General features: G+C 64.8%; 19 protein-coding genes. 13 read left to right on the forward strand and 6 right to left on the reverse strand.

All coding sequences use genetic code 11. The features are described 5' to 3' along the window. Positions 1–37: 37 nt before the first annotated feature. Positions 38–367: a hypothetical protein gene (locus tag ACWFVE_RS01210; protein ID WP_447527475.1), complete on the reverse strand. Its 330-nt coding sequence runs from the start codon at positions 365–367 to the stop codon at positions 38–40. Between the two features lie 148 nt (positions 368–515). Between ACWFVE_RS01210 and ACWFVE_RS01215 the strand changes: the two genes are divergently transcribed. The 6 genes from ACWFVE_RS01215 (at position 516) to ACWFVE_RS01240 (ending at position 7,113) form a co-directional block, all read left to right on the forward strand. Beyond that, positions 516–974: a YchJ family protein gene (locus ACWFVE_RS01215; RefSeq protein ID WP_447527476.1), complete on the forward strand. Its 459-nt coding sequence runs from the start codon at positions 516–518 to the stop codon at positions 972–974. Then, positions 967–1,275 carry a GIY-YIG nuclease family protein gene (locus ACWFVE_RS01220; protein WP_447527477.1) on the forward strand — a complete coding sequence of 103 codons (309 nt, stop codon included), beginning with the start codon at positions 967–969 and terminating at the stop codon, positions 1,273–1,275. The genes ACWFVE_RS01215 and ACWFVE_RS01220 overlap by 8 nt, the downstream gene beginning before the upstream one ends. Positions 1,276–1,493: 218 nt before the next feature. Next, complete coding sequence (locus tag ACWFVE_RS01225; RefSeq protein WP_447527478.1) at positions 1,494–1,853, forward strand: hypothetical protein; 360 nt, start codon at positions 1,494–1,496, stop codon at positions 1,851–1,853. Positions 1,854–1,897: 44 nt separating this feature from the next. Beyond that, on the forward strand, positions 1,898–3,577 hold the full coding sequence (locus ACWFVE_RS01230; RefSeq protein ID WP_447527479.1) for a VRR-NUC domain-containing protein: 1,680 nt from the start codon (positions 1,898–1,900) through the stop codon (positions 3,575–3,577). Next, the gene (locus tag ACWFVE_RS01235; RefSeq protein ID WP_447527480.1) at positions 3,574–5,832 is read left to right on the forward strand and encodes an ATP-dependent DNA helicase; all 2,259 of its coding nucleotides are present in this window, start codon (positions 3,574–3,576) and stop codon (positions 5,830–5,832) included. Before ACWFVE_RS01230 ends, ACWFVE_RS01235 begins: the two co-directional genes overlap by 4 nt. A 129-nt stretch (positions 5,833–5,961) precedes the next feature. Continuing rightward, a complete protein-coding gene (locus tag ACWFVE_RS01240; RefSeq protein ID WP_447527481.1) occupies positions 5,962–7,113 on the forward strand; it encodes a glycosyltransferase in 1,152 nt (383 codons plus the stop codon). 6 nt (positions 7,114–7,119) lie between these two features. Here ACWFVE_RS01240 and ACWFVE_RS01245 read toward each other — a convergent pair whose 3' ends face one another. After that, entirely contained in the window at positions 7,120–7,995 is an 876-nt protein-coding gene (locus ACWFVE_RS01245) for a glycosyltransferase family 2 protein (RefSeq protein WP_447527482.1), read from the reverse strand. Then, the gene (locus tag ACWFVE_RS01250; RefSeq protein ID WP_447527483.1) at positions 7,992–10,097 is read right to left on the reverse strand and encodes an HAD-IIB family hydrolase; all 2,106 of its coding nucleotides are present in this window, start codon (positions 10,095–10,097) and stop codon (positions 7,992–7,994) included. Before ACWFVE_RS01250 ends, ACWFVE_RS01245 begins: the two co-directional genes overlap by 4 nt. Before the next feature lie 36 nt (positions 10,098–10,133). Here ACWFVE_RS01250 and ACWFVE_RS01255 point away from each other — a divergent pair, with 36 nt between their 5' ends. Then, a complete protein-coding gene (locus tag ACWFVE_RS01255) occupies positions 10,134–11,189 on the forward strand; it encodes a glycosyltransferase family 4 protein (RefSeq protein ID WP_447527484.1) in 1,056 nt (351 codons plus the stop codon). On the opposite strand, the gene ACWFVE_RS01260 is transcribed toward ACWFVE_RS01255, so the two are convergent. After that, positions 11,186–12,367: an MFS transporter gene (locus ACWFVE_RS01260; protein WP_447527485.1), complete on the reverse strand. Its 1,182-nt coding sequence runs from the start codon at positions 12,365–12,367 to the stop codon at positions 11,186–11,188. The genes ACWFVE_RS01255 and ACWFVE_RS01260 overlap by 4 nt on opposite strands. Positions 12,368–12,427: 60 nt before the next feature. Beyond that, positions 12,428–13,030: a LysE/ArgO family amino acid transporter gene (locus ACWFVE_RS01265; protein WP_447527486.1), complete on the reverse strand. Its 603-nt coding sequence runs from the start codon at positions 13,028–13,030 to the stop codon at positions 12,428–12,430. 109 nt (positions 13,031–13,139) lie between these two features. On the opposite strand from ACWFVE_RS01265, the gene ACWFVE_RS01270 reads away from it, so the two are divergent. Continuing rightward, on the forward strand, positions 13,140–14,024 hold the full coding sequence (locus tag ACWFVE_RS01270; RefSeq protein WP_447527487.1) for a LysR family transcriptional regulator ArgP: 885 nt from the start codon (positions 13,140–13,142) through the stop codon (positions 14,022–14,024). A 95-nt stretch (positions 14,025–14,119) separates the two neighbouring features. Further along, complete coding sequence (locus tag ACWFVE_RS01275) at positions 14,120–15,319, forward strand: Bcr/CflA family efflux MFS transporter (protein WP_447527488.1); 1,200 nt, start codon at positions 14,120–14,122, stop codon at positions 15,317–15,319. An 18-nt stretch (positions 15,320–15,337) separates the two neighbouring features. Here ACWFVE_RS01275 and ACWFVE_RS01280 read toward each other — a convergent pair whose 3' ends face one another. Next, positions 15,338–16,270 (reverse strand): LysR family transcriptional regulator, encoded by a 933-nt coding sequence (locus ACWFVE_RS01280; RefSeq protein WP_447527489.1) that lies wholly within the window; start codon positions 16,268–16,270, stop codon positions 15,338–15,340. A gap of 180 nt (positions 16,271–16,450) precedes the next feature. Here ACWFVE_RS01280 and ACWFVE_RS01285 point away from each other — a divergent pair, with 180 nt between their 5' ends. From ACWFVE_RS01285 to ACWFVE_RS01300, 4 genes are read left to right on the forward strand one after another with little or no spacing between them, the layout of a single operon-like run. Further along, complete coding sequence (locus tag ACWFVE_RS01285) at positions 16,451–17,431, forward strand: extracellular solute-binding protein (RefSeq protein WP_447527490.1); 981 nt, start codon at positions 16,451–16,453, stop codon at positions 17,429–17,431. Between the two features lies 1 nt (position 17,432). After that, complete coding sequence (locus ACWFVE_RS01290) at positions 17,433–19,199, forward strand: ABC transporter permease (RefSeq protein WP_447527491.1); 1,767 nt, start codon at positions 17,433–17,435, stop codon at positions 19,197–19,199. Then, positions 19,192–20,259, forward strand: coding sequence for an ABC transporter ATP-binding protein (locus ACWFVE_RS01295; protein ID WP_447527492.1), 1,068 nt, complete (start codon positions 19,192–19,194; stop codon positions 20,257–20,259). Before ACWFVE_RS01290 ends, ACWFVE_RS01295 begins: the two co-directional genes overlap by 8 nt. A gap of 8 nt (positions 20,260–20,267) precedes the next feature. Then, on the forward strand, positions 20,268–21,056 hold the full coding sequence (locus ACWFVE_RS01300; RefSeq protein ID WP_447527493.1) for a symmetrical bis(5'-nucleosyl)-tetraphosphatase: 789 nt from the start codon (positions 20,268–20,270) through the stop codon (positions 21,054–21,056). Positions 21,057–21,094 lie beyond the last annotated feature (38 nt).

Raw genomic sequence — 21,094 nt, forward strand, 5'->3', positions numbered from 1 at the left:
CGCCTAAGCGGGTGTTTTTTGACAAGCCGAGCCGTGCTTACAGGCCGGGCAACTTTTCGGGGAGCGGGTGCTCCTCATAAAGCTCGGCCTTGGCGTCGCGCATGACGTCTTCACAGGCTTGCTGGTGAGCCAGCTGGGTGATCAGGCCCTGGGTGACTTCAAAGCCCTTGGCCAGGCAGGTGTCGACCTCGGCGCGGCTCACAAAAGGCGAAACATGGCAGTCGATCTTGATCGTACGCCCACCGCCTTCGAGGCGGTCGGCAAACCGTCGCAATCGCCAGGCGATGCGCTCTTTCCAATGGGCTGATTCTACTGCGCCTTCGTTTACGCTAAACGTGCACTGCCACTCCGGTCTGTATACCTTCATGAGAACCTCCGCTGCGTCTGGAAAGATGGTTTGGTCGCGTTTCGTACTCCGTCTTTTTTGGTAATGTGACTCTGCTACTATAAACACATAGTTACCGCCACTAATACAGGAAATGGCCCAGCACACGTGCGTTAATAGGGCCACCGTTATGACCTCGAGCCTGCTTACAAGTTGCCCCTGCGATAGCACCGCGGCGTACAAGGCGTGCTGCGGCGCTTATCATCAGGGCGCCATCGCCCCCACGCCCGAAGCGTTGATGCGCTCGCGCTACAGCGCCTTTGCCCTCGACCTGGTCGATTACCTGAAAGCCACCTGGCACCCCAGTACCCGGCCCGAGTCCTTGGCTCCGGACCCGGCCACGCGCTGGAAGCGGCTGGTGATCGAACACGCCCCCGCACCCGAGGGCGGGCGCGCAACCGTCCATTTCAAGGCCTTTTTTCAGGAAGGTGGCTGGCACGTGCTGGAGGAGGTCTCGCGCTTCGTGTTGGAAGACGGGCGTTGGTGGTACCTGGATGGCGAGCCGCGGTTGGATAAATTAAAACCCGGGCGCAACGAGCGCTGCCCGTGTGGAAGCGGGCGTAAGCTCAAGGCGTGCTGCGGTGGCTAGCACTTCAAGCGGCCCCCCCGCCGATAACGAGACCTCTCGGGCGCCTTGGTACCTTTACCTGCTCGAATGTCGGCGCGGCACCTACGCCGGCATCACCAACGACCTGGCCAAACGCTACCAGGCGCACTGTGCCGGCAAGGGCGCGCGCTACACCCGCGCCAACCCGCCCCAGGCGCTGCTTGGCGCCCAGCCCTTCGCCGACCGCAGCGAAGCCAGCCGCGCCGAGTACCGGCTAAAGCAGCAAACGCCGGGCGATAAACGCCGCTGGGCAGCACGCTGGCCCTGCGAGCTGCCCGACTGACTCAGGTGGGGATTCCCTGCGTTTTTTTGATGGAAGGCGGCTACGCGGTGGACGATATCGGTCGTAATGTGGTAAGCGTACTGCAGGGATTTGAAGAACCCCGCCGCGCGGCAGGTGACAGCGCGCGCTAATTCGGGCAGTCTAGCGCCCTTTGCAGCCAGAATGGGTTGTGTACCCCGTTTGAGTGGGCGAACCCGCAAAGGGCAAGGAGTAAAAGCGTGGCAGTGTATGGCGGTATTCAGGCACACGAAGTGGAGCGTTGGCTAAATGCCTTGGTCAACGCCGCTTTCGACCGGCGCTGCCCGCTCTCCCGGGTGCACGGCGGCACGGCGCGCGCGCGTACCGCCCGCCAGGACCTGCTTTGCCTGGCCCAATCCTTTCGCGGCGAACAGGGCGCAAGCGACATGATCGCCGACAGCCTGAGCCGCTGGTGCCAGCACTACCTGACCGAAACCGAGTGGTACGTGCTGGTCAGCGGTAAAACGCCGAAAGCCGAGGCGCCGGCGCCGGCACAAAGCGGCGGGGAAGAAGCCCTACCCGAATCCCTCGAGGCGCTTTTGCAGCACAAGGTCGGGTGAGCGGCGGGTTATCGCAGCCGCTGTCGCGCTGTTACAATGGATGAATGAACAGTGCCCTCTCTGGTCCGGCCACGGCCTCCCTCGATGATCCCTTCTACTACCTGACGAATTTTCGTTACGTACTCGCCTGGGTGGCCGAGCGCCACCGTGATCTGCTGGGCGAAGAGGAAATCACCTTTCTGGCGGCGTTCGACGCGCTGCCAAAGCCCTCCCAGGCGCTGCTGGCGCGCATGGTGATGCGCAAGGGCGAGCTATTTAGAACCGGAAAGCTCACCTACGCCGAGATCGGCGACACCGACCAGGCGCTCATGCCGCTGTTTGAGGCGGGCCTGGTCGAGCCGGCGCCGCGTCTCACCAGCGCCGAGCTTTTCCACCACCTGCGGTTGAGCGAGCTCAAACAGGCCCTGGCCGGCGCCCTGCGCGCCGCAGGGTTTGGCGCCTCGCCCTCCAAGAAAACCCTGTTGGAAACCCTGGTGCCGTCGCTCGAGGCCGTACAGCCGTTAAAGGCCTGGTGGCCACAGGCGCCGGATCGAATCGTGCGTCTCAACGTCATGGCCACCTGCGACCGGCTGCGGCTGATGTTCTTTGGCAACCTGCGCCAGGATTGGGCGGAGTTCGTGCTGACCGAGCTTGGCCTGCAGCGCTTCGAGCCGGTGGCGCTTTCCCCAAACGCCCGGGCGTTTGGCCACCGAGGCGAGGTCACCACCTACCTGGCGCTTCACCGCCTGCGCGAGCGGCTGGCCGAGGGCGAGCCGCCCGCGACCCTTTATGAGGCGCTTCCGCCTTCCGGCGATAACCGCTGGCTCGCCGGCCGGCGGGACCGGCTGCTGGTGAGCATGGGGCGCGAAGCCGAACGCGGCGGTGACGGTGAGCTTGCCCTGACGCTATACCACGCGGCCACGAGTAGCGATGCCCGCATTCGCGCGCTGCGCCTGCTCGAGCGCCTTGGCCGCCACCGCCGTGCGCTGGAAATGGCCCGCGAGGCGCTAATGGACGCCCCCATTGAAAGCGAACGCCAGGCGCTTCAGCGGCTGGTGCCGCGCCTTGAGCGGCGCCTGGGCGGGCCGCCGGCGCCGCGCAACCGCGCGGCAAACGTGCCCGAACGAGCACTCACGCTCTTGGGGCCGCAGCCGGTCGAGCGCGCCGTGGCCGAGCACCTGGCCACCCCCGAAGCGCCGGTTTACTACGTGGAAAATTGCCTGATCACCGGGCTTTTCGGGCTGTTGCTGTGGCCGGCGATTTTCGCCCCGCGACCGGGGGCGTTTTTTCATCCCTTCCAAAGCGGGCCGGCGGATCTCTACCGGGAGGACTTCGCCGAGCAGCGCGCGCAGGAGATCCACGCCTGCCTGGCCCAGCTCGAGGATGGGCGCTATGCCGACACTATCCGCGAGACCTTCGCCGCCAGGTACGGCGTTGCCTGCGCTTTCGTGCACTGGCCGGTCTTGAGCGAGGCGCTACTGGACACCGCGCTTCGCTGCATTCCCGCCGCGCATCTACGCGTGCTGTTCGAGCGCCTGCTGGGGGATTTAAAACACAACCGGGCGGGCTTTCCCGACCTGATTCAGTTCTTCCCCGAGGATGAGGCGGGCCCGCGCTATCGCATGATCGAAGTAAAAGGCCCCGGCGACCGGCTGCAGGACAATCAGCGCCGCTGGCTCGACTGCTTCGCGCGCCACCAGATGCCCGTCGAGGTGTGCTACGTGCGTTGGCAGGTCGGCGCGTGAGCGAGTACCGGATCGCGGTGCGCGCGCTATGCGAATTTACCGCCCGACAGGGCGATCTCGACTACCGCTTCACCCCCGCGCCCACCGCCCAGGAAGGCATAGCCGGGCACACCCTGGTGGCCAGCCGCCGAGGCGAGAGTTACGTTGCGGAGCTGCCGCTATCCGCCACCTTCGAAGGCCTAAAGGTATCTGGCCGGGCGGATGGCTATGACCCGGACACCCACTGCCTTGAAGAGGTAAAGACCCACCGGGGCGATCTTTCCCGCATGGCGTACAACCAGCGTGCCCTCCACTGGGCCCAGGTGAAGGTGTACGGCGCACTTTTGTGCGCCGAGCGCGGCTTTGAAAACGTGACGCTGGCACTGGTCTACTTCGAAATAGCCAGCCAGCGCGAAACCCGCCTGACGGTCGAGGCGAGTATTGATGAGCTCCAGGCGTTTTTTGCCGCGCAGTGCCGGCGCTTTTTGAGCTGGGCGAAGCAGGAAACGACGCACCGCGCGGCGCGGGATAGCGCCCTTGGCAAGCTCACCTTTCCCCACGCGCGCTTTCGCCCCGGCCAGCGCGAGTTGGCCGAGAACGTCTTCAAGGCGGTCAGTACCGAGCGCTGCCTGCTCGCCCAGGCGCCCACCGGTATCGGCAAGACCCTGGCGACGCTGTTTCCCATGCTGGCCGCCATGCCCCGCAAGCAACTCGACCGCGTGGCCTTTTTGACCATGAAAACCCCGGGGCGGCGGCTGGCGCTGGAGGCGCTGACCACGCTGACCGCCTCCAGCGCCGCGCCGCTTCGTGTGGTGGAGCTCACCGCGCGCAGCAAGGCCTGCGAGTATCCGGACCGCGCCTGCCACGGGGAGGCCTGCCCGCTGGCTGCCGGGTTTTACGACCGCCTGCCCGGGGCGCGCCAGGCCTGTGTCGAGCGCGGCTTTCTGGATCGCGCCGGGCTCAGAGAAGTGGCCCTGGAACACGACGTTTGCCCTTATTATCTGGGCCAGGAAATGGCCCGCTGGGCGGATGTCGCGGTGGGGGATGTGAACCACTGGTTCGACGCCCACGCGCTGCTCCACGGCCAGGCCGTCGCGACAGAGGCGCGGGTGGGTCTGCTGGTGGACGAGGCGCACAACCTGGTCGAGCGCGCCCGCGGCATGTACAGCGCCGAGATCTCGCAAAAGCGTTTCAACCGTGCCAAAAAAAGTGCCCCGGCCGCGCTCAAGGGCCCACTCGATCAGCTGGGCAAGCAGTGGCAAACCCTGGTCGATGCCGGTAATGCTCAGGCCACCGGCGAGGCGAGCTACCGGCTGTTGGAGGCACTGCCGGGCAAGCTGGTCGGCGCGCTCTACAAGGTGGTAAGCGCCATGACCGAATACCTCGGCGAGCAGCCCCAGGCTGCCGGGCTGGAACTTCAGGAGCTTTTGTTCGAAGCACTCGGATTTTGCCGGCTGGCCGAGCAGTTCGGCGAACACTCGCTTTGTGATTTCACCCGCCAGGGCCGCGGCCAGGCCGTGCTGGGGATTCGTAACGTCATTCCGGCGGATTTTCTCACCCCGCGCTTTGAACGTGCCCACTGCGCCGTGCTGTTTTCCGCCACGCTCTCGCCGGGGCGCTACTACCGGGATCTATTGGGTCTGCCGGCGGACACCGTTTGGCGCGAGGTGGGCTCGCCGTTCGCCGCCCACCAGCTCAGTGTGCAGGTCACCCCGCATATCTCGACCCGCTTTCGCGACCGCGCAGCCTCGGTCGAGCCCATCGTTGAAACGCTCGCCGCTCAGTACCAGCAGATGCCCGGCCACTATCTGGCGTTTTTCAGCAGCTTCGCGTATCTCGAGGCGGTCTACACGCGCTTTCAAAGCGCCTGGCCCGAGATACCCAGCTTCGCCCAGACGCGGGGGATGGGCGAGGCCGAGCGCGACGCGTTTCTGGCGCGCTTCACCCCCGGCGGGCGGGGCGTCGGTTTCGCGGTACTCGGTGGGGCCTTCGGCGAAGGGGTGGACCTGCCCGGCGACCGCTTGATCGGCGCCTTTATCGCCACCCTCGGCTTTCCGCCGTTCAACGCCTTCAACGAAGCGCTCAAGGCGCGCCTTCACGCCCGGTTCGGTCAGGGCGAGGAGTACACCTACCGCATCCCCGGGATGATCAAGGTCGTACAGGCCGCCGGGCGGGTGATCCGGGGCCCCGACGACGAAGGCGTGGTGGTGCTGATGGACGACCGCTTCAACCAGCCGCCCATCCGCGCGCTGCTGCCCGCCTGGTGGGCGCTTTAGAGCTGACTTATAAAGAGCGCCAGGGCGACTTTTCCCCGCGGACGACTATGCTTAGCCCAGACGTATCAAAACAGAGGCCGACGGGCGGACTTGGCGGCTCGGCTTGCCAACACAACGGAACGTGTTCCCATGAAAAAACCGATCAGCTTTTTCGTCCACCATCAGGGCCGCGGCCACGCGCGGCGTGCCATGGCGATCATTCGCCACTTCTCACCTGAGCGCCCGGTGAGCGTGATGACCGCCGATCCGTCCTTGTTCGATGGCTTCGAGCGCGAGATCGACATCATTACCCTGCCCAACATGATCGGCGCGGCGGTGCCCACCCAGGCGCTTTATGAGCAGCCCACGCCGTCGGTGATGCACTGCGTGCCCATGGGGGTGGTCGAGATGCGCCAGACCATGCGCCGCATTCTCGATCACCTGGACGATATCGACGCGGGCCTGTTCGTGATCGATGTCTCTGCGGAAATGGCGCTTTTGTCGCGTATCGCCAGCATCCCCGCGGTGAGCGTGCGCATGCACGGCGATCGCAACGACCCGGGCCACCTGGGCGCTTACGAGGCAAGCGTCGGGATGCTCGCGCCGTTCGACGAGCGCCTGGAGCAGGACGACTACCCCGCCGACCTGCGCGGGAAGACTTTCTATAGTGGCGGGCTTTGCACTACCACCGCCGCGGTGCCCAGCCGTGAAGAAGCGCGCCGTCGTCTAGGGCTCGATAGGGAGCGCGAAATCGTGGTCGCGCTGACCGGCGGCGGCGGGGCGGGCACGCCCTACGCGCCGCTCACCGTGGCCGCCCGCGCCGCGCCGCAAACGCTTTTTCTCACCATCGGCCCGCTGCATTTGGAGGGGCACGAGACCGATTTCGCTAATCTGGTGAACGTCGGCTGGGTCGACAACGTGGTGGACTACCTGGCCGCCAGCGATATCGTGCTGGCCTCGGCGGGGGACAATACCGTGCATGAGATCGCCATGCTCGAACGCCCTTACATCGTGGCGCCGGAGTGGCGCTACTTTGGTGAACAGACACGCAAGGCCGAACGCCTGGCGGCGCTTGGCGCGGCGGTGAACATGCCGGTGTGGCCTGGCGATTTCGCGGGCTGGCAGGCGGTGCTGGAAAAAGCCCGGGGGCTGGATGTCGAAAAGCTCGCCACCCTGTTCGATCGCGCCGCCGCCGCGCGCGCCGCCGAGTGGCTCGAGCGGTGTGTCGATGAGCTGTGGCAAGGGGCGCCCACGGTGTCCGCGGTGAACGCGAAAGCCATCAACGCCTACCTCGAGCCCTAAGGCGCGTTATCCAAAGCGCGCGCTCGGCGGCAGGCGCGCGTTTTCGATCTCATTACTGCTTGGCTGGCGATGCACCTCGATGTGTGGGCTGTCCGGGGTCCAGCTGATCGCCCCGGCGTCATCGAACTGGCCGAGCCAGTAATCCATGCACCAGCGCCCCCAACGCGCGTGAAAGCGCCGGGCGTTGGTGATGATCGCCTCGAAGTGCGGCCAGGGCGGGGCGTATATGGCGTGGTGCTGATGCCAGGCCAGCGCCCCGCCCACCCAATAAAGCGCGACCTCGGCCTGGGCCAGCCGCCAGGCGTAGTCGGTTTCTTCGCCGCCGTAGCCAACGTAGCCTTCGTCCATGCCGCCGGCGTGCCGGTGGTCTGCTTTCATCAACGCAAAGGACAAGCCCCAGAGGTTACCGTGATCCGGCTCCGGGCGTATCTCGTCGTCCTTGATTGCCGGGCGGGCGGGGTGTCGCTCACCCTCTTGATAAAGCGCTTCAAGGTCGAGCTCGCCGCTATCCGAGTAGCGCACCGCCCCTTCGGCCAGGTAGTGCACTTCGCCGATATAGAGCGCCGCTTGCAAGCCTAGGGCCTGGTGATAGCGCGCCACCAGCCTGGGCGAGGCGATGCAGTCCACATCCAGAAACACCAGCGCCTCAAAGGAGGCCGCCTCGACCGCGGCGTTGCGGGCGCGGGCCAGCGGCAGCGCCTCACCCTCGACCATCACGTGGCGGACCGGAAAACGCGTAAGCGGCAGGTTCTCTTCCGGGCTTGCCTGCATCCAGGCAATGACCAGCTCGTCCGGCGGGCGTGTCTGAGCGTTCAGGCTCAGCATCAGGTTGACCAGGTGGGCGCGGCGCCCGCGTACCAGGGTGAGCGCGCTTAGCTTCATGAGGCCACGTCGTCGTAGGTTTTGGTGGACGGGCGGCGGCGCTGAAAGTGCTGAACGCCCTCGATCACCCCTTGGGCGTGGGGCGCTCGGGCGATGTAGACATGCCCCATGCCCGGGGCGCTTTCCAGGTCGTCGCTGTAGTTCGCCACCAGAATCGAGCATGTCGAGGCGCGTAGCATATCCAGGTCGTTACCCGAGTCGCCGGCCACGAAAAGCGCGGTTTCCTCGACCCCCAGCGCTTTACGAACGTGCGCCACCGCGCGGCCTTTGGAGGCCGCCTCGGGCAGGATGTCCAGGTAGCGGCCGTGGCTGTGTATCACCGTGGCGCGCAGGTTCGCACGCTGCAGGTGAGTGGTGATGCGCTGGGCCAGCTCGCCGTCATTGTCACTCAAATAGCTTAGTTTATGGGCGCGCTGCTCGAGCGGGCCTTGAGGGGCGATATCGCTAAACGCTTCGAGCGCTCGGGCCAGGGCGCCGCGCTGCCAGCCGCGGTCGAGCGTCGCGCGCCAGCCGTCGTCCTGGCGGTAAGTGACGCCGTCGGGCTGCAGGTAATAAATCTCCGAACCCACTGAGGCGATAACCAACTGCGGGTGGGGAATGCCCGCCTGGGCGAGAATCGCCAGCGCGCTGTGAAAGCTTCGCCCGGTGGCCACGCCAAACCCCATCTTTCGCTGGCCGGAAAACCACTGGTTGAACGCGCGCACGCCCACCGGTGAGCCGGTCAGGGTGTTGTCGATATCGCAAATCAATAGCGCCGACACACCGTCGAGCGCCTGCGTTTGCGGGGGCGTGCAAAGGCGCGCCAACAAATCGTGGTAGCGCTCGGTATGGCGCTGCCAGTCGAAGGCTTTCACTGCCTCGCGGCCGTTGTCGGCCATGCGCTGCCAGCGTTTGGTATCACCGAACAGCGCCAGCGCTTCGCGGCCGATGTCCTCGGCGCGGCGCGGGTCGATCAGTATGCCGTTGCCGCACTGCTCGATGATATCGTTGGGTCCGCCGCTGTCGGTGGCTATGAGCGGCAGCCCCGCCGCCGCCGCTTCCAAAAGCGTGAGCCCAAAGGGCTCGTTGAGCGCCGGGTTGATGAAAATACCGCGCCGCTCTCGCGCCCAGGCGTAGAGCGCCTTGATATCGTTTGGGGCGTGGTGCTTGGGGTAGGCGACATGGCCGTAAAGATCGAAATCGTCGATCAGCGTTAAAAGTTCGTGCAGGTTGCCGGCAAGCTCGGGCTCCAGCCAATCGATATGCTCGCGAACCCCGGCGATGATGATCAGGTTGGCCGTTTCTCTGAGCGTGGCGTTCTCGCCGAAGGCCCGCACCAGCGTGGCGAGGTTCTTGCGCGTCACCGGCCGGGCGATGGCGATCAACGCGGGCTTGTCGGGATCGGTCAAAAAGGGTGCCAGCAGCGCATCCACCGCCGGGGTAGAACAGGCGTTTTCGAATTCGCTCAGGTGGCTGCCCGGGGCGATCACGCGAATCTTGCCCGGGGCGTAGTGGGCGTAGTCGGCGTACTGGCTCTCCGCTTCGTCGCGGGAGCTTGCAATGACCAACGCCGCTTCACGCATCGCGCGCTCTTCAAACGTGATGCGCCTGGAAAGTGCTGCCTTGGTCGGCTCGTCCAGAGAGTGGCCGTCGTGCGCCAGGCATTTCAGCTTACTGCGCCCGAGGGAATGGGCCGTGAAAACGAAGGGAATACCCCGGCGCGCACTGATCTGTGCGGCGACTTCGCCGGCATCGGCGTAGTGGGCGTGCAGGAGGTTCGCCGGCGCGGGCAGGGTGTCGAGCCAGGCGGTGAAGGCATCGACGAAAGAGGGTAGCTCCTGCCAAAGCGCTTCCTTGGCGAGGTAGTCGGGGCGTTGGCTCGGCAGACGGACCAGTTCGATTTTGGGGCTTATCTGCTCCACGCCCTGGCCGTAGTCGACATCGCTAAACTGGCATTCGAAGGCGCGGGTGACTAACGTTATACGCGTAACGAGAGGGTCGAGAGCGGAGGCTTCGACGAGCTCCAGCAGGTAGCGGATATGGCCGCCGGTGTCGGCGGTTATACCGTATTCGACGTCGTGACCTCGAAGGCATCCCTGTAACGCAATGTGTACGATATGCATGTTGTGAAGTCCTTTCACTTAAGGCTCAGCCACGCTATGCCCATTAAAAAGCGTATACGCATTGCCCAGGTTGCTCCAGTTATCTTTCCCACACCGCCTCTGGGCAGCGGAGGTACTGAGCGCATTGTGGCGGACTTGACCGAGGCACTCTTTAACTTAAATCACGATGTCACTCTGATCGGCCCTTCGGATTGCCAGACCCCGGCTCGGCACCTGGCTTGCGCGCCGAGCCTAAGCCAGCTGCAAGCGCTTCACGGCGCTGTTCCCCCCGGCGTGCCCGGCGTTTTGGAGGCGCGGGTATTGGAAAAGCTGCGCGAGCATCTGGATGAATTCGATGTGATTCACTGCCACGGCGAGTTCTGCCACGCGCCGCTTTTGGGGCGCCGCCGCGCCCACAGCCTGACCACCGTGCACTGGCGGGTCGACGAGCTCGACCGTCAGCTACTGTTCGAAGGCTTTCCGGACCTGCCGGTGGCGGCGATCTCCCACGCCCAAGCGCGCAGCATTCCTCAAACGAACCTGGCGGGGGTGGTGCATCACGGCCTCGATGCTGGCCGCTTCACTCTGGGAGCGGGGGATGGCGGGTATCTGGCGTTCATCGGCCGCATGACCGACCAAAAGCGCCCGGACCGGGCCATCGAGGTGGCGCGCGCCGCCGGCTACCCGCTAACGCTTGCCGGCGGGGTGGATGTCGGCAACCCGGACTGGTTCGACCGCTTCGTCGTCCCCGAGCTCGACGACGCGATTCGTCATGTGGGCACGATCGACGACGTTCAAAAGCAAACGCTGCTGGGCGGTGCCGCCGCGCTTTTGTTTCCCATCGACTGGCCGGAGCCCTTTGGGCTGGTGATGATCGAGGCGATGGCCTGCGGCACGCCGGTCATCGCCTGGCGAAACGGCAGCGTCGAAGAGGTCATCGAGCCCGGCGTGACCGGGTTCATCGTCGACTCGGTCGAGGAGGCGGTGGCGGCGGTGAAACGGCTACCCGAACTGAGCCGCGAGCGCGTGCGCGAACGCTTTTTGGCGCGTTTCACCGCCGAACGGATGGCGCGGGATTACCTCGATGTGTACCACGCGCTGTTAGCGCGCTAAAGCGCGCTGTCGGCTTTCAGCACCGTTTTGCTCAGCAGCGTAATGACCAGCGCAAGCGCCACGCAAAGCAGCGCCATGGTGATAAACACGTCGCGCAGCGAATCGAGCCACAGCGACATCCAGGCAACGATCACCGGCGAGATGAACTGGCCGAAGAAAAACGTCGAGGTGAAGCCGCCGAACACCCGCCCACGTACCCGCTCCGGGGTAATGCGCATTAGCCAGGTGGTGGTGTTGGGCATGAAAAGCCCAAGCCCCAGGCCAGCTACCCCCGCTCCCATGATCGCCATGGGGTAGCTGTAGGTCAGACCCACGATCAAAAGGCCGAGTGCCGCGATCGAAAACCCCACCACGTAAATCGTCATCACCGAGAAAAACATCTTGATGCGCCCATAATAAAAGCTCACCACGCTTGCAGAAAGCGCCGCCATGGAGAGGGCGATACCGATGGCCAGCCCGCTGGTATCGCCCTGGGCGGTGAGCAGAAACGGCAGCTGGGCGGGAAACATATAAAACATCAGCATGCTGATCATGGCGATCAGATAGGCAAGCCCGGTACGCGGGATATCCACCCGTGGCAGGGGGGCCTGATCCGGGGTCGTGCCCGCGGTTTCCCGGTGAGGCTCCTTCAGAATGGCCCAGGCGTAGGGCAGCAGCAGCGCACCGGTAAGGTACAAAAGAAAAGGCCCGCGCCAGCTCCAGTCCGACAGCACCCCGCCCAGGTTGATGAAGATCACCCCACCGAGGGCCATCGAGCTACTTTGCAGCCCCAAAAAGCGCGCCCGCTCGGCGCCGCTGAAATAGTCGCCCACCAGCGTGGTGCTAATACTCAAAATACCCGCCACCGCCACGCCCATTAGCGCCCGCGAGGCCAACAATACCTCCACCCGGTCGATCAAAAACCCGGACGCCCCGGCGAAGCCGTAGATCGAAAGCATGATCAGTAAGAGCGGCTTGCGGCCAAACTTATCGGCCAGATAGCCCATCAGCGGGCTGAAAAGCGTGATCATCAGCGCCGGCAGCGTCAGAATCAGCTGGATCAGGACCTGGGGTTCGTCCTCGAAAAAACGGCCGATGCCGGGTAGCGCCGGGGCGATGATCGCCCCGGACATCACGGTCATGGTACTCGCGAACAGCAGCACTGCTTTGGTGTGGGCGTTATGGTGAATGGCGCACAATCCTCGTCATTTATGAGAGCGGATCGACTAGCTTAGCATATCTCTTAGCAGGCTACTTTTTTACACCGCGCCGAGGATCAACTGCAGCGCAATGGCGAACATCATCACGGCCACGCCCAGGTCGATCAGCCGCCAGGTAACCGGCCTCGAAAGCCAGGGGGCAAGGCGGTGGCCCGCCAACGCCAGAGCGCTGAACCAAAGTGTCGAGGCGCTGATCGCCCCGGAAGCAAAGGCCGCGGGGGTTGGCTGCTGCGCGCCGAGCGAGCCGATCAAAAGCACCGTATCCAAATACACGTGGGGGTTTAACAGCGTGATGGCAAGAGTGGCCGAGAGGACCGCGGTCCGCGAGCGTTTCGCCCCGCCTTTCGCCCGTAGCGCCTCACTGCGCGCCGCGCGCTTGAGCGCCATGAACGCGTAGCCGATCAAAAATGCCGCCCCGCCCCAGCGGGCGAAAGCGAGCAGCAGCGCACTTTGCGAAAGCACGGTGGCAACGCCCAGCACGCCCGCGCCGATCAGCACCGCGTCGCAGGCAATGCACACCAGGGCAACGAGCACCGAATGCTCGCGCTTGATGCTCTGCGATAAAACGAAGGCGTTTTGCGCGCCGATGGCCACGATCAGCCCCAGCCCCATGAATACCCCGTTGAGATAACTCTGGCCCATCGCCTTTACCTCCTTGATCCGTTCGCCTTTATGAAAAGTGGTGGGCAGTTTGTTGGGTGCCAGGCTATAAATAAAACGAATATTCCCCATGCTGCATTAGGAAAACTGATTGCTCGACTACAAGCTCTTGGCCGCGTTGGCGCAGGTGATCGAACAGGGCGGTTTTGAGCGCGCCGCCCAGGCGCTGGGGCTCAGCCAGTCCGCGGTTTCCCAGCGTATCAAGCTTTTAGAGGCGCGCCTGGGTCAGCCGGTGCTCACCCGGGTAACGCCGCCCGTGCCCACCGAGGCGGGCCGGCGGCTGCTCAACCACGTTCAGCAGGTGCGTCTTCTGGAGCGCGATTTGGGCGCGCTGGTGCCGGCGCTCAACGAAGGAGGCGTGAACCGGTTACGCATCGCGCTGAATGCCGATAGCCTGGCCACCTGGTGGGCGGACGCGGTCGCGGCGTTTTGTGAGGCGCATCGGGTGCTGATCGAGCTGGTTGTCGAGGATCAGGACGTGGGTTTGAAGCGGATGCGGGCCGGCGATGTGGCGGGCTGTGTTTGCGCCACGCCACAGCCGGTCGCGGGCGCCGAAAGCGTAGCGCTGGGGGCGATGCGCTACCTGGGCGTGGCGAGCCCGGCATTCATCGCCCGCCACTTTGCCGAGGGCGTGACCATCGATCGGCTCTATCACGCGCCGGCGATCATTTTCGGCACCGATGACCGGCTGCAACACCGCTACGCGCAAAGCCTTGGCGTTGTGGAGGGCTTTGCCCACCATATCTGCCCTTCGTCGGAAGGGTTCGTCCGGCTGCTCGAAAGTGGGCTGGGCTGGGGGATGGTTCCCGAACTTCAGATCGAGCAGGCACTTGCCCAAGGGCGGCTGGTCGAACTGTGCCCGGGCCACGTGGTCGATGTGCCGCTTTACTGGCACGCCTGGCGTAAAAGCGGCGAGCTCTCGGCGCTTTTGACGCGCCATCTTCAGTGCGAAACGCGCCAAAGGCTGATCGTTTGAACGCGGCTCCCGCCGCCCTGGCTGGCCGTGCCGGGCGTCACGCTTTATCATATCGGCGACGCCATACGTCTTAAGCCATTCAAACGCGAGTTATCATGAGTCAACCCAAAACGCCTTTTATCGTCGTGCTGAGCCTGGCACTGACGATGATGCTGGGCCCCTTTTCCATGGACACTTACCTGCCGGCCTTTCCGGTGATCGGCGAGTCGCTTGGCGTTTCGCAGCAGGCGGTCTCGCTGAGCGTGTCGATCTACGTGTTCGCGATGGCGCTGGGCCAGCTAGTGGGCGGGGCGCTGTCGGACCGTTTCGGGCGCCAGCGTATTTTGATGGGCGGGCTCGGGGTCTTCGCCGTCGCAAGCATTGCCATCGGTATGGCCGAGTCGCTCAATGCGCTTTTGATCGGGCGGGCGATCCAGGCGTTCGGCGCGGGCTGGACGCTGGTCTCGGTCCCCGCACTGGTGCGCGACCGCGTGGCGGGGCGTGACGCCGCCAAGCTCTTCTCGATGATGGGGTTCATCATGGTGCTGGCGCCGGGGGTGGCGCCCAGCGTCGGTAGCGCGATTCTCTCCTTTGGCTCCTGGCACTACATCTTCTTCGCGCTGGCGGTCTATGCATTGGTACTGGTGCCGCTGCTGATGCGGGCGGTGTTTTCCGGCAAGGGCAAGGTTTCGCGGGCCAAAAGCCCGCAAATGAGCCTGCTGGCGCGCTACAAACTGGTGCTTTCGACCAAACCGGCGCTGCCGTTCATCGTTTGGCAGGCGGCGTCGTTCTCCACCATGATGATGTTCATCACCTACGCCTCCTTTATCTATCAGGGGCACTTCGAGCAGTCGCCGTCGACGTTCTCGCTGCTGTTCGCCGCCAATATTTTCACCATGCTGGTATTTAATATCTTCAACCGGCTGCTGCTCTCGCGCTTGCCGTCGCTGCGCATTTTGCAGCTCGCCTCGGGGTGCCAAGCCGTGGGCATGGTGCTTTTGATCACCGCCGCCTTCATGGACTGGCCGCTCTATGCTTTCCTGCCGGCCATGATGCTGACCATCGGCGCGATGGGGGCGATCACCCCGAACATTCAGGCCTGCTTTCTGGAGTTCTTCCCGACCAGCGGCGGCACGGCGGCGGCACTGCTGGGCGCCGCCCAGTTCGGCATCGCCGGTATCGTCAGCGGGCTTTCCACGGTGCTACCGCACACCCTCGAGGCCATCATTCTGGCCATGGCGGCCTGCGGGGCCATCGCGTATCTGATGCTGGCCCGCTCGATCATCAAGGGCCGGGCGGCCGTCGAGGCCAGCTGAAGCGCTGGTGCGGCGCTCTCAGTTCGGCCCGAACCGCCCCTGGCGCGCCTCGTCGAGCAGAAAGTTCACCAGCGCCTGAAGCCGGATGTTGTGCTTGCTCTTTTGAGTGTAGATGAGCTGAATGGGCGTAGGGCCCGGGCGGAACTCATCCAAAAGCCTGACCAGCGTTCCCTCTTTTACGGCGCGGCGCACCATGTAGGAGGGCAATTGGGCCACGCCCAGCCCGGCCTCTGCGGCGCGTTTGATGGCGATGCCTTCGTCGAAACGGTAGCGATGATCGAGCGCCAGGGACGTATCTACGCCGCTTTCATCTTTGAATAGCCAGGGCCTGAGACGCCCGGTCGAGGCGCTTCGAAACCCCAGACACTGATGTTCACCAAGCGCCCGGGCCTTTTGCGGCGTGCCGTAACGCGCGAGATACTCCTTCGAGGCGACGACGACCAGGCGCTGGCGGTCCAGCGGCCGGGCAATCAGGTCGCTATCCGCCACGGTGCCGATTCGAACGGCGAGATCGACCCCTTCTTCGACGAGATGACACACTTCGTCGTTGAGCCGAATGTCCAGGCTGATGCCGGGGTGCAGGCTTGCAAACCGGGCAAGCATGGGGCCGATGACCCGAGCGCCGTACACCTTGGGTAGGTCGAGCTTCAACGTGCCGCTCAGTGTTTGCGCGTCCTGGCCGGCGAGCAGATCCACTTCCTTGAGTAGCTCCAATACGTGGGTGTAGCGCCCGAAGACGGCCTCGCCGATCTCGGTCAGTGCCACGCTGCGCGTCGTTCGGTTGAGCAGTTTCACCCCCAGACGCTGCTCCATGCGCGTCACGCTTTTCCCCACCGCCGAGGCCGAAAGCCCCAGTTTTCTACCCGCCGCGGCAAAGCCGCCCTGGCGTACGGTCTGCACGAACGCGGCAACCTGAGGTAAGGAGTCATTCGTTTGCTTGGTGTCCGGCATAGCACTCTCGCGTTGGATGGGCTCCCGTTACTTACCAAGGTGTGATTGCAGTCTTGTGACACATTAGCGCAAAGAACGTCCGCAATACTGGGACGACAAGGCGTATTCAAGACGTTGAGCGCTGGCGTTAGATTAGCGCCGTCTCAGCAGGCAACGCATTCTCAACGGGGAGTCCTCACCATGAAAGCAGTTACCGGCCTATGCCTTGGGTTACTGAGCAACGCCGCCCTGGCGTCGCCCTTAGTGCTTTATACCAACGACTTCGAAGACATCATCGGCGAGCGCTTCACCGCGGATACCGGCTTCGAGATCGAGGTCGTTCAGATGAGCGGCGGCAATTTGCTTGCGCGTATCGCCGCTGAGCGCAACAACCCCAACTGGGATGCGCTGCTGTTCGACGGGGTGGGCAGCCTGCACAGCCTGGACCAGCAGGGGCTTCTCAAACGCGACCTCGAGGTCGATAACCAGCGCCATCTCACCGAGCAGGGCCGCGCCTTGCTGCCCGAGAGCCGTGCCTGGGTACCGGCGGGCACGACCGCCTCCTGCGCCCTGGCGTATCGCACCGACCTGGTGGACCAGGCGCCGACCTCCTTCGATGACCTGACGGACAGCCGATTCGAAGGCGTGGTGGGCCAGGCGGACCCGGCGGTGGCGGCACCGGCGTATCCATGTGTTGCCTGGCTGCACTACGACCGGGGCATGGAGCAGGCGCGCGAGCTCTACTCCGGCATACTGAATAATGACCTGCGGGTGTTTCGCACCAATGGCCCGACCGGGCGGGCACTGGCCTCCGGCGAGATCTCCGTGGCGATGCTCTCTTCGCCCAACGCCTACGCCTTGAAAGAGTCCGGCGAGCCGGTCGAGGTGGTGTGGCCGGAAGGCGGCGCGCCGTCCTCGTCGCGCGGGGTCGCCATCCAGGCCGACACCGAACAGACGGAGGCGGCCGAGGCGTTCGCCAACTGGATGCTCGACCCCGAGACACAGCAGTTTCTAACCGACAACGGCGGCAAGGACGGAATGTTCCTGTCGCCGGTCGAGGGCGTCACGCCGCTTCCCTATGGCCCCGAGGCGAACGCCGTCTACAACGTGGCGCCCGCCGAGTGGGCCGCCGAGAACGAGGCGGCGATCAAGAACTGGTTCGCCGATCAGGCCGTTTACTAGGATGCAGGCCACGAGAAACCGGCGCGGTCTGGGGCGCTTCAAGCCCGACACGCTGCTCGGTGCGGCGATCACGCTGGTACTGCTGGTGCTGGTCGCCGTGCCCATGGCGCTGGTGCTGGCGCAGGCGTTCTGGCCGGGCATCCTGCAAGGCGATACCCGCTTTGCAGGCGTAACGAACCTGGCCGAGCTTTTCCATCGCCGGCTTTGGCGCGTGTCGCTTTTTAACTCGCTTTACCTGGCGGGCTATACGGCGCTGTTCGGCACGCTGATCGGCGGGGCGCTTGCCGTGGTGCGCCAGCAGTGTTCGGCCTGGGGCGCGGCGGCGTTGGATCTGTGCGCCTGGGCCATGCTGATCGTGCCGTCGTTCATCGTCGCCCAGGGGTGGATACTGTTCAGCATCAAAAGCGGTATCGCCGCCCAGTGGCTGGGCGCTGACTGGGTGAACGCCGCGGTCTTCTCGCCGCCGGGGCTGGTGGCGATCATGTGCTTCAAGAACTTCCCGTTCGCGTATCTGGCGATCACCGCCGCCATGCAGTGGCACGTCAAGGAGCACCAGCACGCCGCACGCCTGTGCGGCGCCGGGCCACTGCGCACCCTGGCGACCATACGCCTGCCGCTGCTGGCGCCCGCGATACTCTCCGGCATGGTGCTGGTGTTCATCGACACACTGGGCGACTTCGGCTTGCCGGCGGCCCTGGCAACGACCTACCGGTTTCCCACGCTGCCCTACACCATCTTCACCGCGATGAACCAGTCGCCGATTCGCTTCGATCTGGCCGGGGTGCTCTCGGTGTACCTGATGGCGATTCTGATGGTGGCCGTGGCGCTGTATCTGTGGCTTCTGCGCCGCTCCCGGTTCGATTTTCTGACCGCCAAGGCCGAGGCGGGCCGGCCGGCGAGGCGCGGGCACCCGCTGCTCACCGCGGCGGCCTTCGGCTTCGTGGCCGTCGCGGTGGGCATTCCGATGGGCAGCAGCCTAGTGGTGTCGCTGTTGGACAATCTCGGCGACGGCGTGACGGCGAGCAACATGACGCTCGCCCACTACCAGACGGTGCTGGCAAGCGGCTCGGGGCTGCGGGCGGCACTGGTCAATTCGTTTCAGATCGCGGCGATCGCCGCCGTGGCCAGTTTGCTGGTCGCTTTTCTGGCGGCGTATCTGCTCACGTTCAGCCAGTTCTATTTGAACGGGCTGATCAACGTGATCTCGACCATCACGCTGGCCGTACCCGGGGTGATTCTGGGCGTGGGGTTCATTTTTCTGTGGAACCACCCCTGGCTCGACGCCCTGGGGCTTAGCCTCTACGGCCACCCCGCCTTGCTGGTGCTGGCCGGTATGGCCGGTGCCATTCCCATCGCCATTCGCGTCTTGCTGGGGGCGATGGGGCAGATCCCTCACTCTTTCATGGCCGCTGCGGCCTTGCAGGGGGCGGGCGTATGGCGGCGGCTTTTCACCATCTTGCTGCCGCTGACGCTGACCGCGTTTCTCTCCGCGGGGCTCGCGAGCTTCGGCTCCAGCGTGTTCGATCTGGCGATCACCTCCATTCTTCATCCGCCCGGCTACGAGGTGCTGCCCGTGGTGATCAACCGCATGTTCCAGCAGGGGCTCTACGGCGAGTCCACCGCCTCGACGCTGGTCGCCGCGGCGCTGACGCTTGGCGTGATTCAAGCCGTTCACATGAGCGCGCGGCGCCTGTTTCAACATCTATTGCATACGCACCCGCCAAAGACGCCGGTGCCGGCTGACAACGCCGAGGTACGCCATGCTTGAACTCTCCCACTTGGGCCGGCGCTATGGCCCCGCGGTTGCGCTGAGCGATATCAGCCTGACGTTGGCGCCGGGGCGCGTGCTGGCGGTGCTCGGCCCGTCCGGGTGCGGAAAATCCACCCTGCTCAAGCTGATTTCCGGGCTGGAGGAGCCGAACAGCGGCGAGGTGCGCATCAACGGCCAGCTCATCGCCAAACCTGGCTTTTCGCTGCCGCCGGAAAAACGCCCGATCAACATGGTCTTTCAGGACTATGCGCTTTGGCCGCACATGAACGTGCGCCGCATCGTCGGCTATGGGCTGACCGCGCTTTCGCGAGTTGAACGGCGCCAGCGTGTGGACGAGCTGTTGGCGCTTTTACATCTGGAGGATTACGGCGACCGGCTGCCGTCGCAGCTCTCCGGCGGGCAGCAGCAGCGGGTGGCCATCGCCCGGGCGCTGGCCACCGACCCGGACGTGCTGCTCTTCGACGAGCCGCTCTCCAACCTGGACGTGCAGCTGCGTATGGAGATGCGCTTCGAGCTGGCCGATCTTTTCGAGCGGCTGAACAAGACCGTGCTCTACGTCACCCACGACCCGCTGGAGGCGTGCGCCTTCGCCGATGAGCTTTTGGTGCTCAAGGAGGGCTACCTGGAGCAGGCGGGGTCTGTACGTACGCTGTTCGCCCAGCCGGCCTCGCCCTGGGTGGCGGGGCTTGCCGGCTTCGATAGCCGGTTGACGGCGCGGCTGGAGCACCCGCTCGACGAACAGACCTGGCAGGTGGCGGTCAACGGCCAGCGCCTGGCGTGCTGCCTGGCGCAAGAGGCACGGGGTGTGGCCGGCGAGCCGGTGAGCCTGATGCTTCACAGCGGCTCCATTCGCCTGTGCTCGCAGGATGAAGCCGCGCAGCCGAACACCAACTACCTCTCGGGCACCGTGCGCCAGTGCCTTTTCGAGGGCCACCAGTGGCGGCTGCGCCTGGACCTGGGCGGCACGCTGCTCTCCTTGACCAGCGAGCAGCCCCATGAGCGCGGCGCTGCGCTACACGTCGCCTTTCCGTACCACAGCGCGCTGGCATTCACCTAAGGAGGCCCGTGGCTTTATATGTGGTAGGCGATGTGCACGGCTGCATCGATGATCTGGAAGAGGCGCTGGGGCGGATCGGCTTCGACCCCAACGTAGACCGGCTCTGGAGCGTGGGGGATCTGGTGGGCAAGGGACCGCACTCCCTGGAGGTGCTACGCCTGGTGGCCTCGCTGGGCGATCGCTTCCAGATGGTGCTGGGCAACCACGAAACGCGGCTGCTGGGCCAGCTGGCCGGCGCTCATGGGTCGGGGGACGGCGCCCTCGCGCCCGTTCTGAGTGATAAAGGCAGTGTCGACTGGAAGCACTGGCTGCGCCAGCAGCCGCTTTTGCTGCGCGAGCCTTCGCTCGAGCTGACGCTCTCCCACGCGGGTATCTTCCCCGGCTGGAGTCTGGCGCTGGCCGAGCGCTACGCGTTCCAGGCAAGCCAGGTGCTGCGCATGGCAAGCGATGCGTGGCTCGCGCAGCTGGCGCTCTCGCCTTACCGCCATACCCAGGGCGGCATGGATAGCTGGCAGCACATCATCTGCGCCTTCACCGAGATGCGCTACTGCGACGTCTCCGACCCGAACCACCCGACCATCGACTTTACTGCTAAATCGCCGGCTCAAAAGAGCGCCTCACTGGTGCCCTGGTTCGACGCCTGGCCCACCCAGTCCGGCATATGGGCGTTCGGTCACTGGTCCAGCCTTCGCGGTGACACGGGGCGCGCCGATATCCGCTGTCTGGATACCGGCTGCGTTTACGGGCATGCGTTAAGCGTGGTGAGAGTCGTTCAAGGGGCGTTGATCGATGTGTGAATCGACCCAGGCGAAGGCGCTTACGGTATTCAGCCGCA

The sequence above is a fragment of the Vreelandella mediterranea genome (assembly GCF_970647075.1).

What these genes read in the sequence shown, in the direction of transcription:
- ACWFVE_RS01210 (WP_447527475.1), bottom strand. Translation starts at nt 367, where the DNA reads ATGAAGGTATACAGACCGGAGTGGCAGTGCACGTTTAGCGTAAACGAA.
- ACWFVE_RS01295 (WP_447527492.1), top strand. Translation starts at nt 19,192, where the DNA reads ATGCTTGAACTCTCCCACTTGGGCCGGCGCTATGGCCCCGCGGTTGCG.
- ACWFVE_RS01265 (WP_447527486.1), bottom strand. Translation starts at nt 13,030, where the DNA reads ATGGGCCAGAGTTATCTCAACGGGGTATTCATGGGGCTGGGGCTGATC.
- ACWFVE_RS01215 (WP_447527476.1), top strand. Translation starts at nt 516, where the DNA reads ATGACCTCGAGCCTGCTTACAAGTTGCCCCTGCGATAGCACCGCGGCG.
- ACWFVE_RS01275 (WP_447527488.1), top strand. Translation starts at nt 14,120, where the DNA reads ATGAGTCAACCCAAAACGCCTTTTATCGTCGTGCTGAGCCTGGCACTG.
- ACWFVE_RS01240 (WP_447527481.1), top strand. Translation starts at nt 5,962, where the DNA reads ATGAAAAAACCGATCAGCTTTTTCGTCCACCATCAGGGCCGCGGCCAC.
- ACWFVE_RS01255 (WP_447527484.1), top strand. Translation starts at nt 10,134, where the DNA reads ATGCCCATTAAAAAGCGTATACGCATTGCCCAGGTTGCTCCAGTTATC.
- ACWFVE_RS01250 (WP_447527483.1), bottom strand. Translation starts at nt 10,097, where the DNA reads ATGCATATCGTACACATTGCGTTACAGGGATGCCTTCGAGGTCACGAC.
- ACWFVE_RS01245 (WP_447527482.1), bottom strand. Translation starts at nt 7,995, where the DNA reads ATGAAGCTAAGCGCGCTCACCCTGGTACGCGGGCGCCGCGCCCACCTG.
- ACWFVE_RS01230 (WP_447527479.1), top strand. Translation starts at nt 1,898, where the DNA reads ATGAACAGTGCCCTCTCTGGTCCGGCCACGGCCTCCCTCGATGATCCC.
- ACWFVE_RS01285 (WP_447527490.1), top strand. Translation starts at nt 16,451, where the DNA reads ATGAAAGCAGTTACCGGCCTATGCCTTGGGTTACTGAGCAACGCCGCC.
- ACWFVE_RS01280 (WP_447527489.1), bottom strand. Translation starts at nt 16,270, where the DNA reads ATGCCGGACACCAAGCAAACGAATGACTCCTTACCTCAGGTTGCCGCG.
- ACWFVE_RS01290 (WP_447527491.1), top strand. Translation starts at nt 17,433, where the DNA reads ATGCAGGCCACGAGAAACCGGCGCGGTCTGGGGCGCTTCAAGCCCGAC.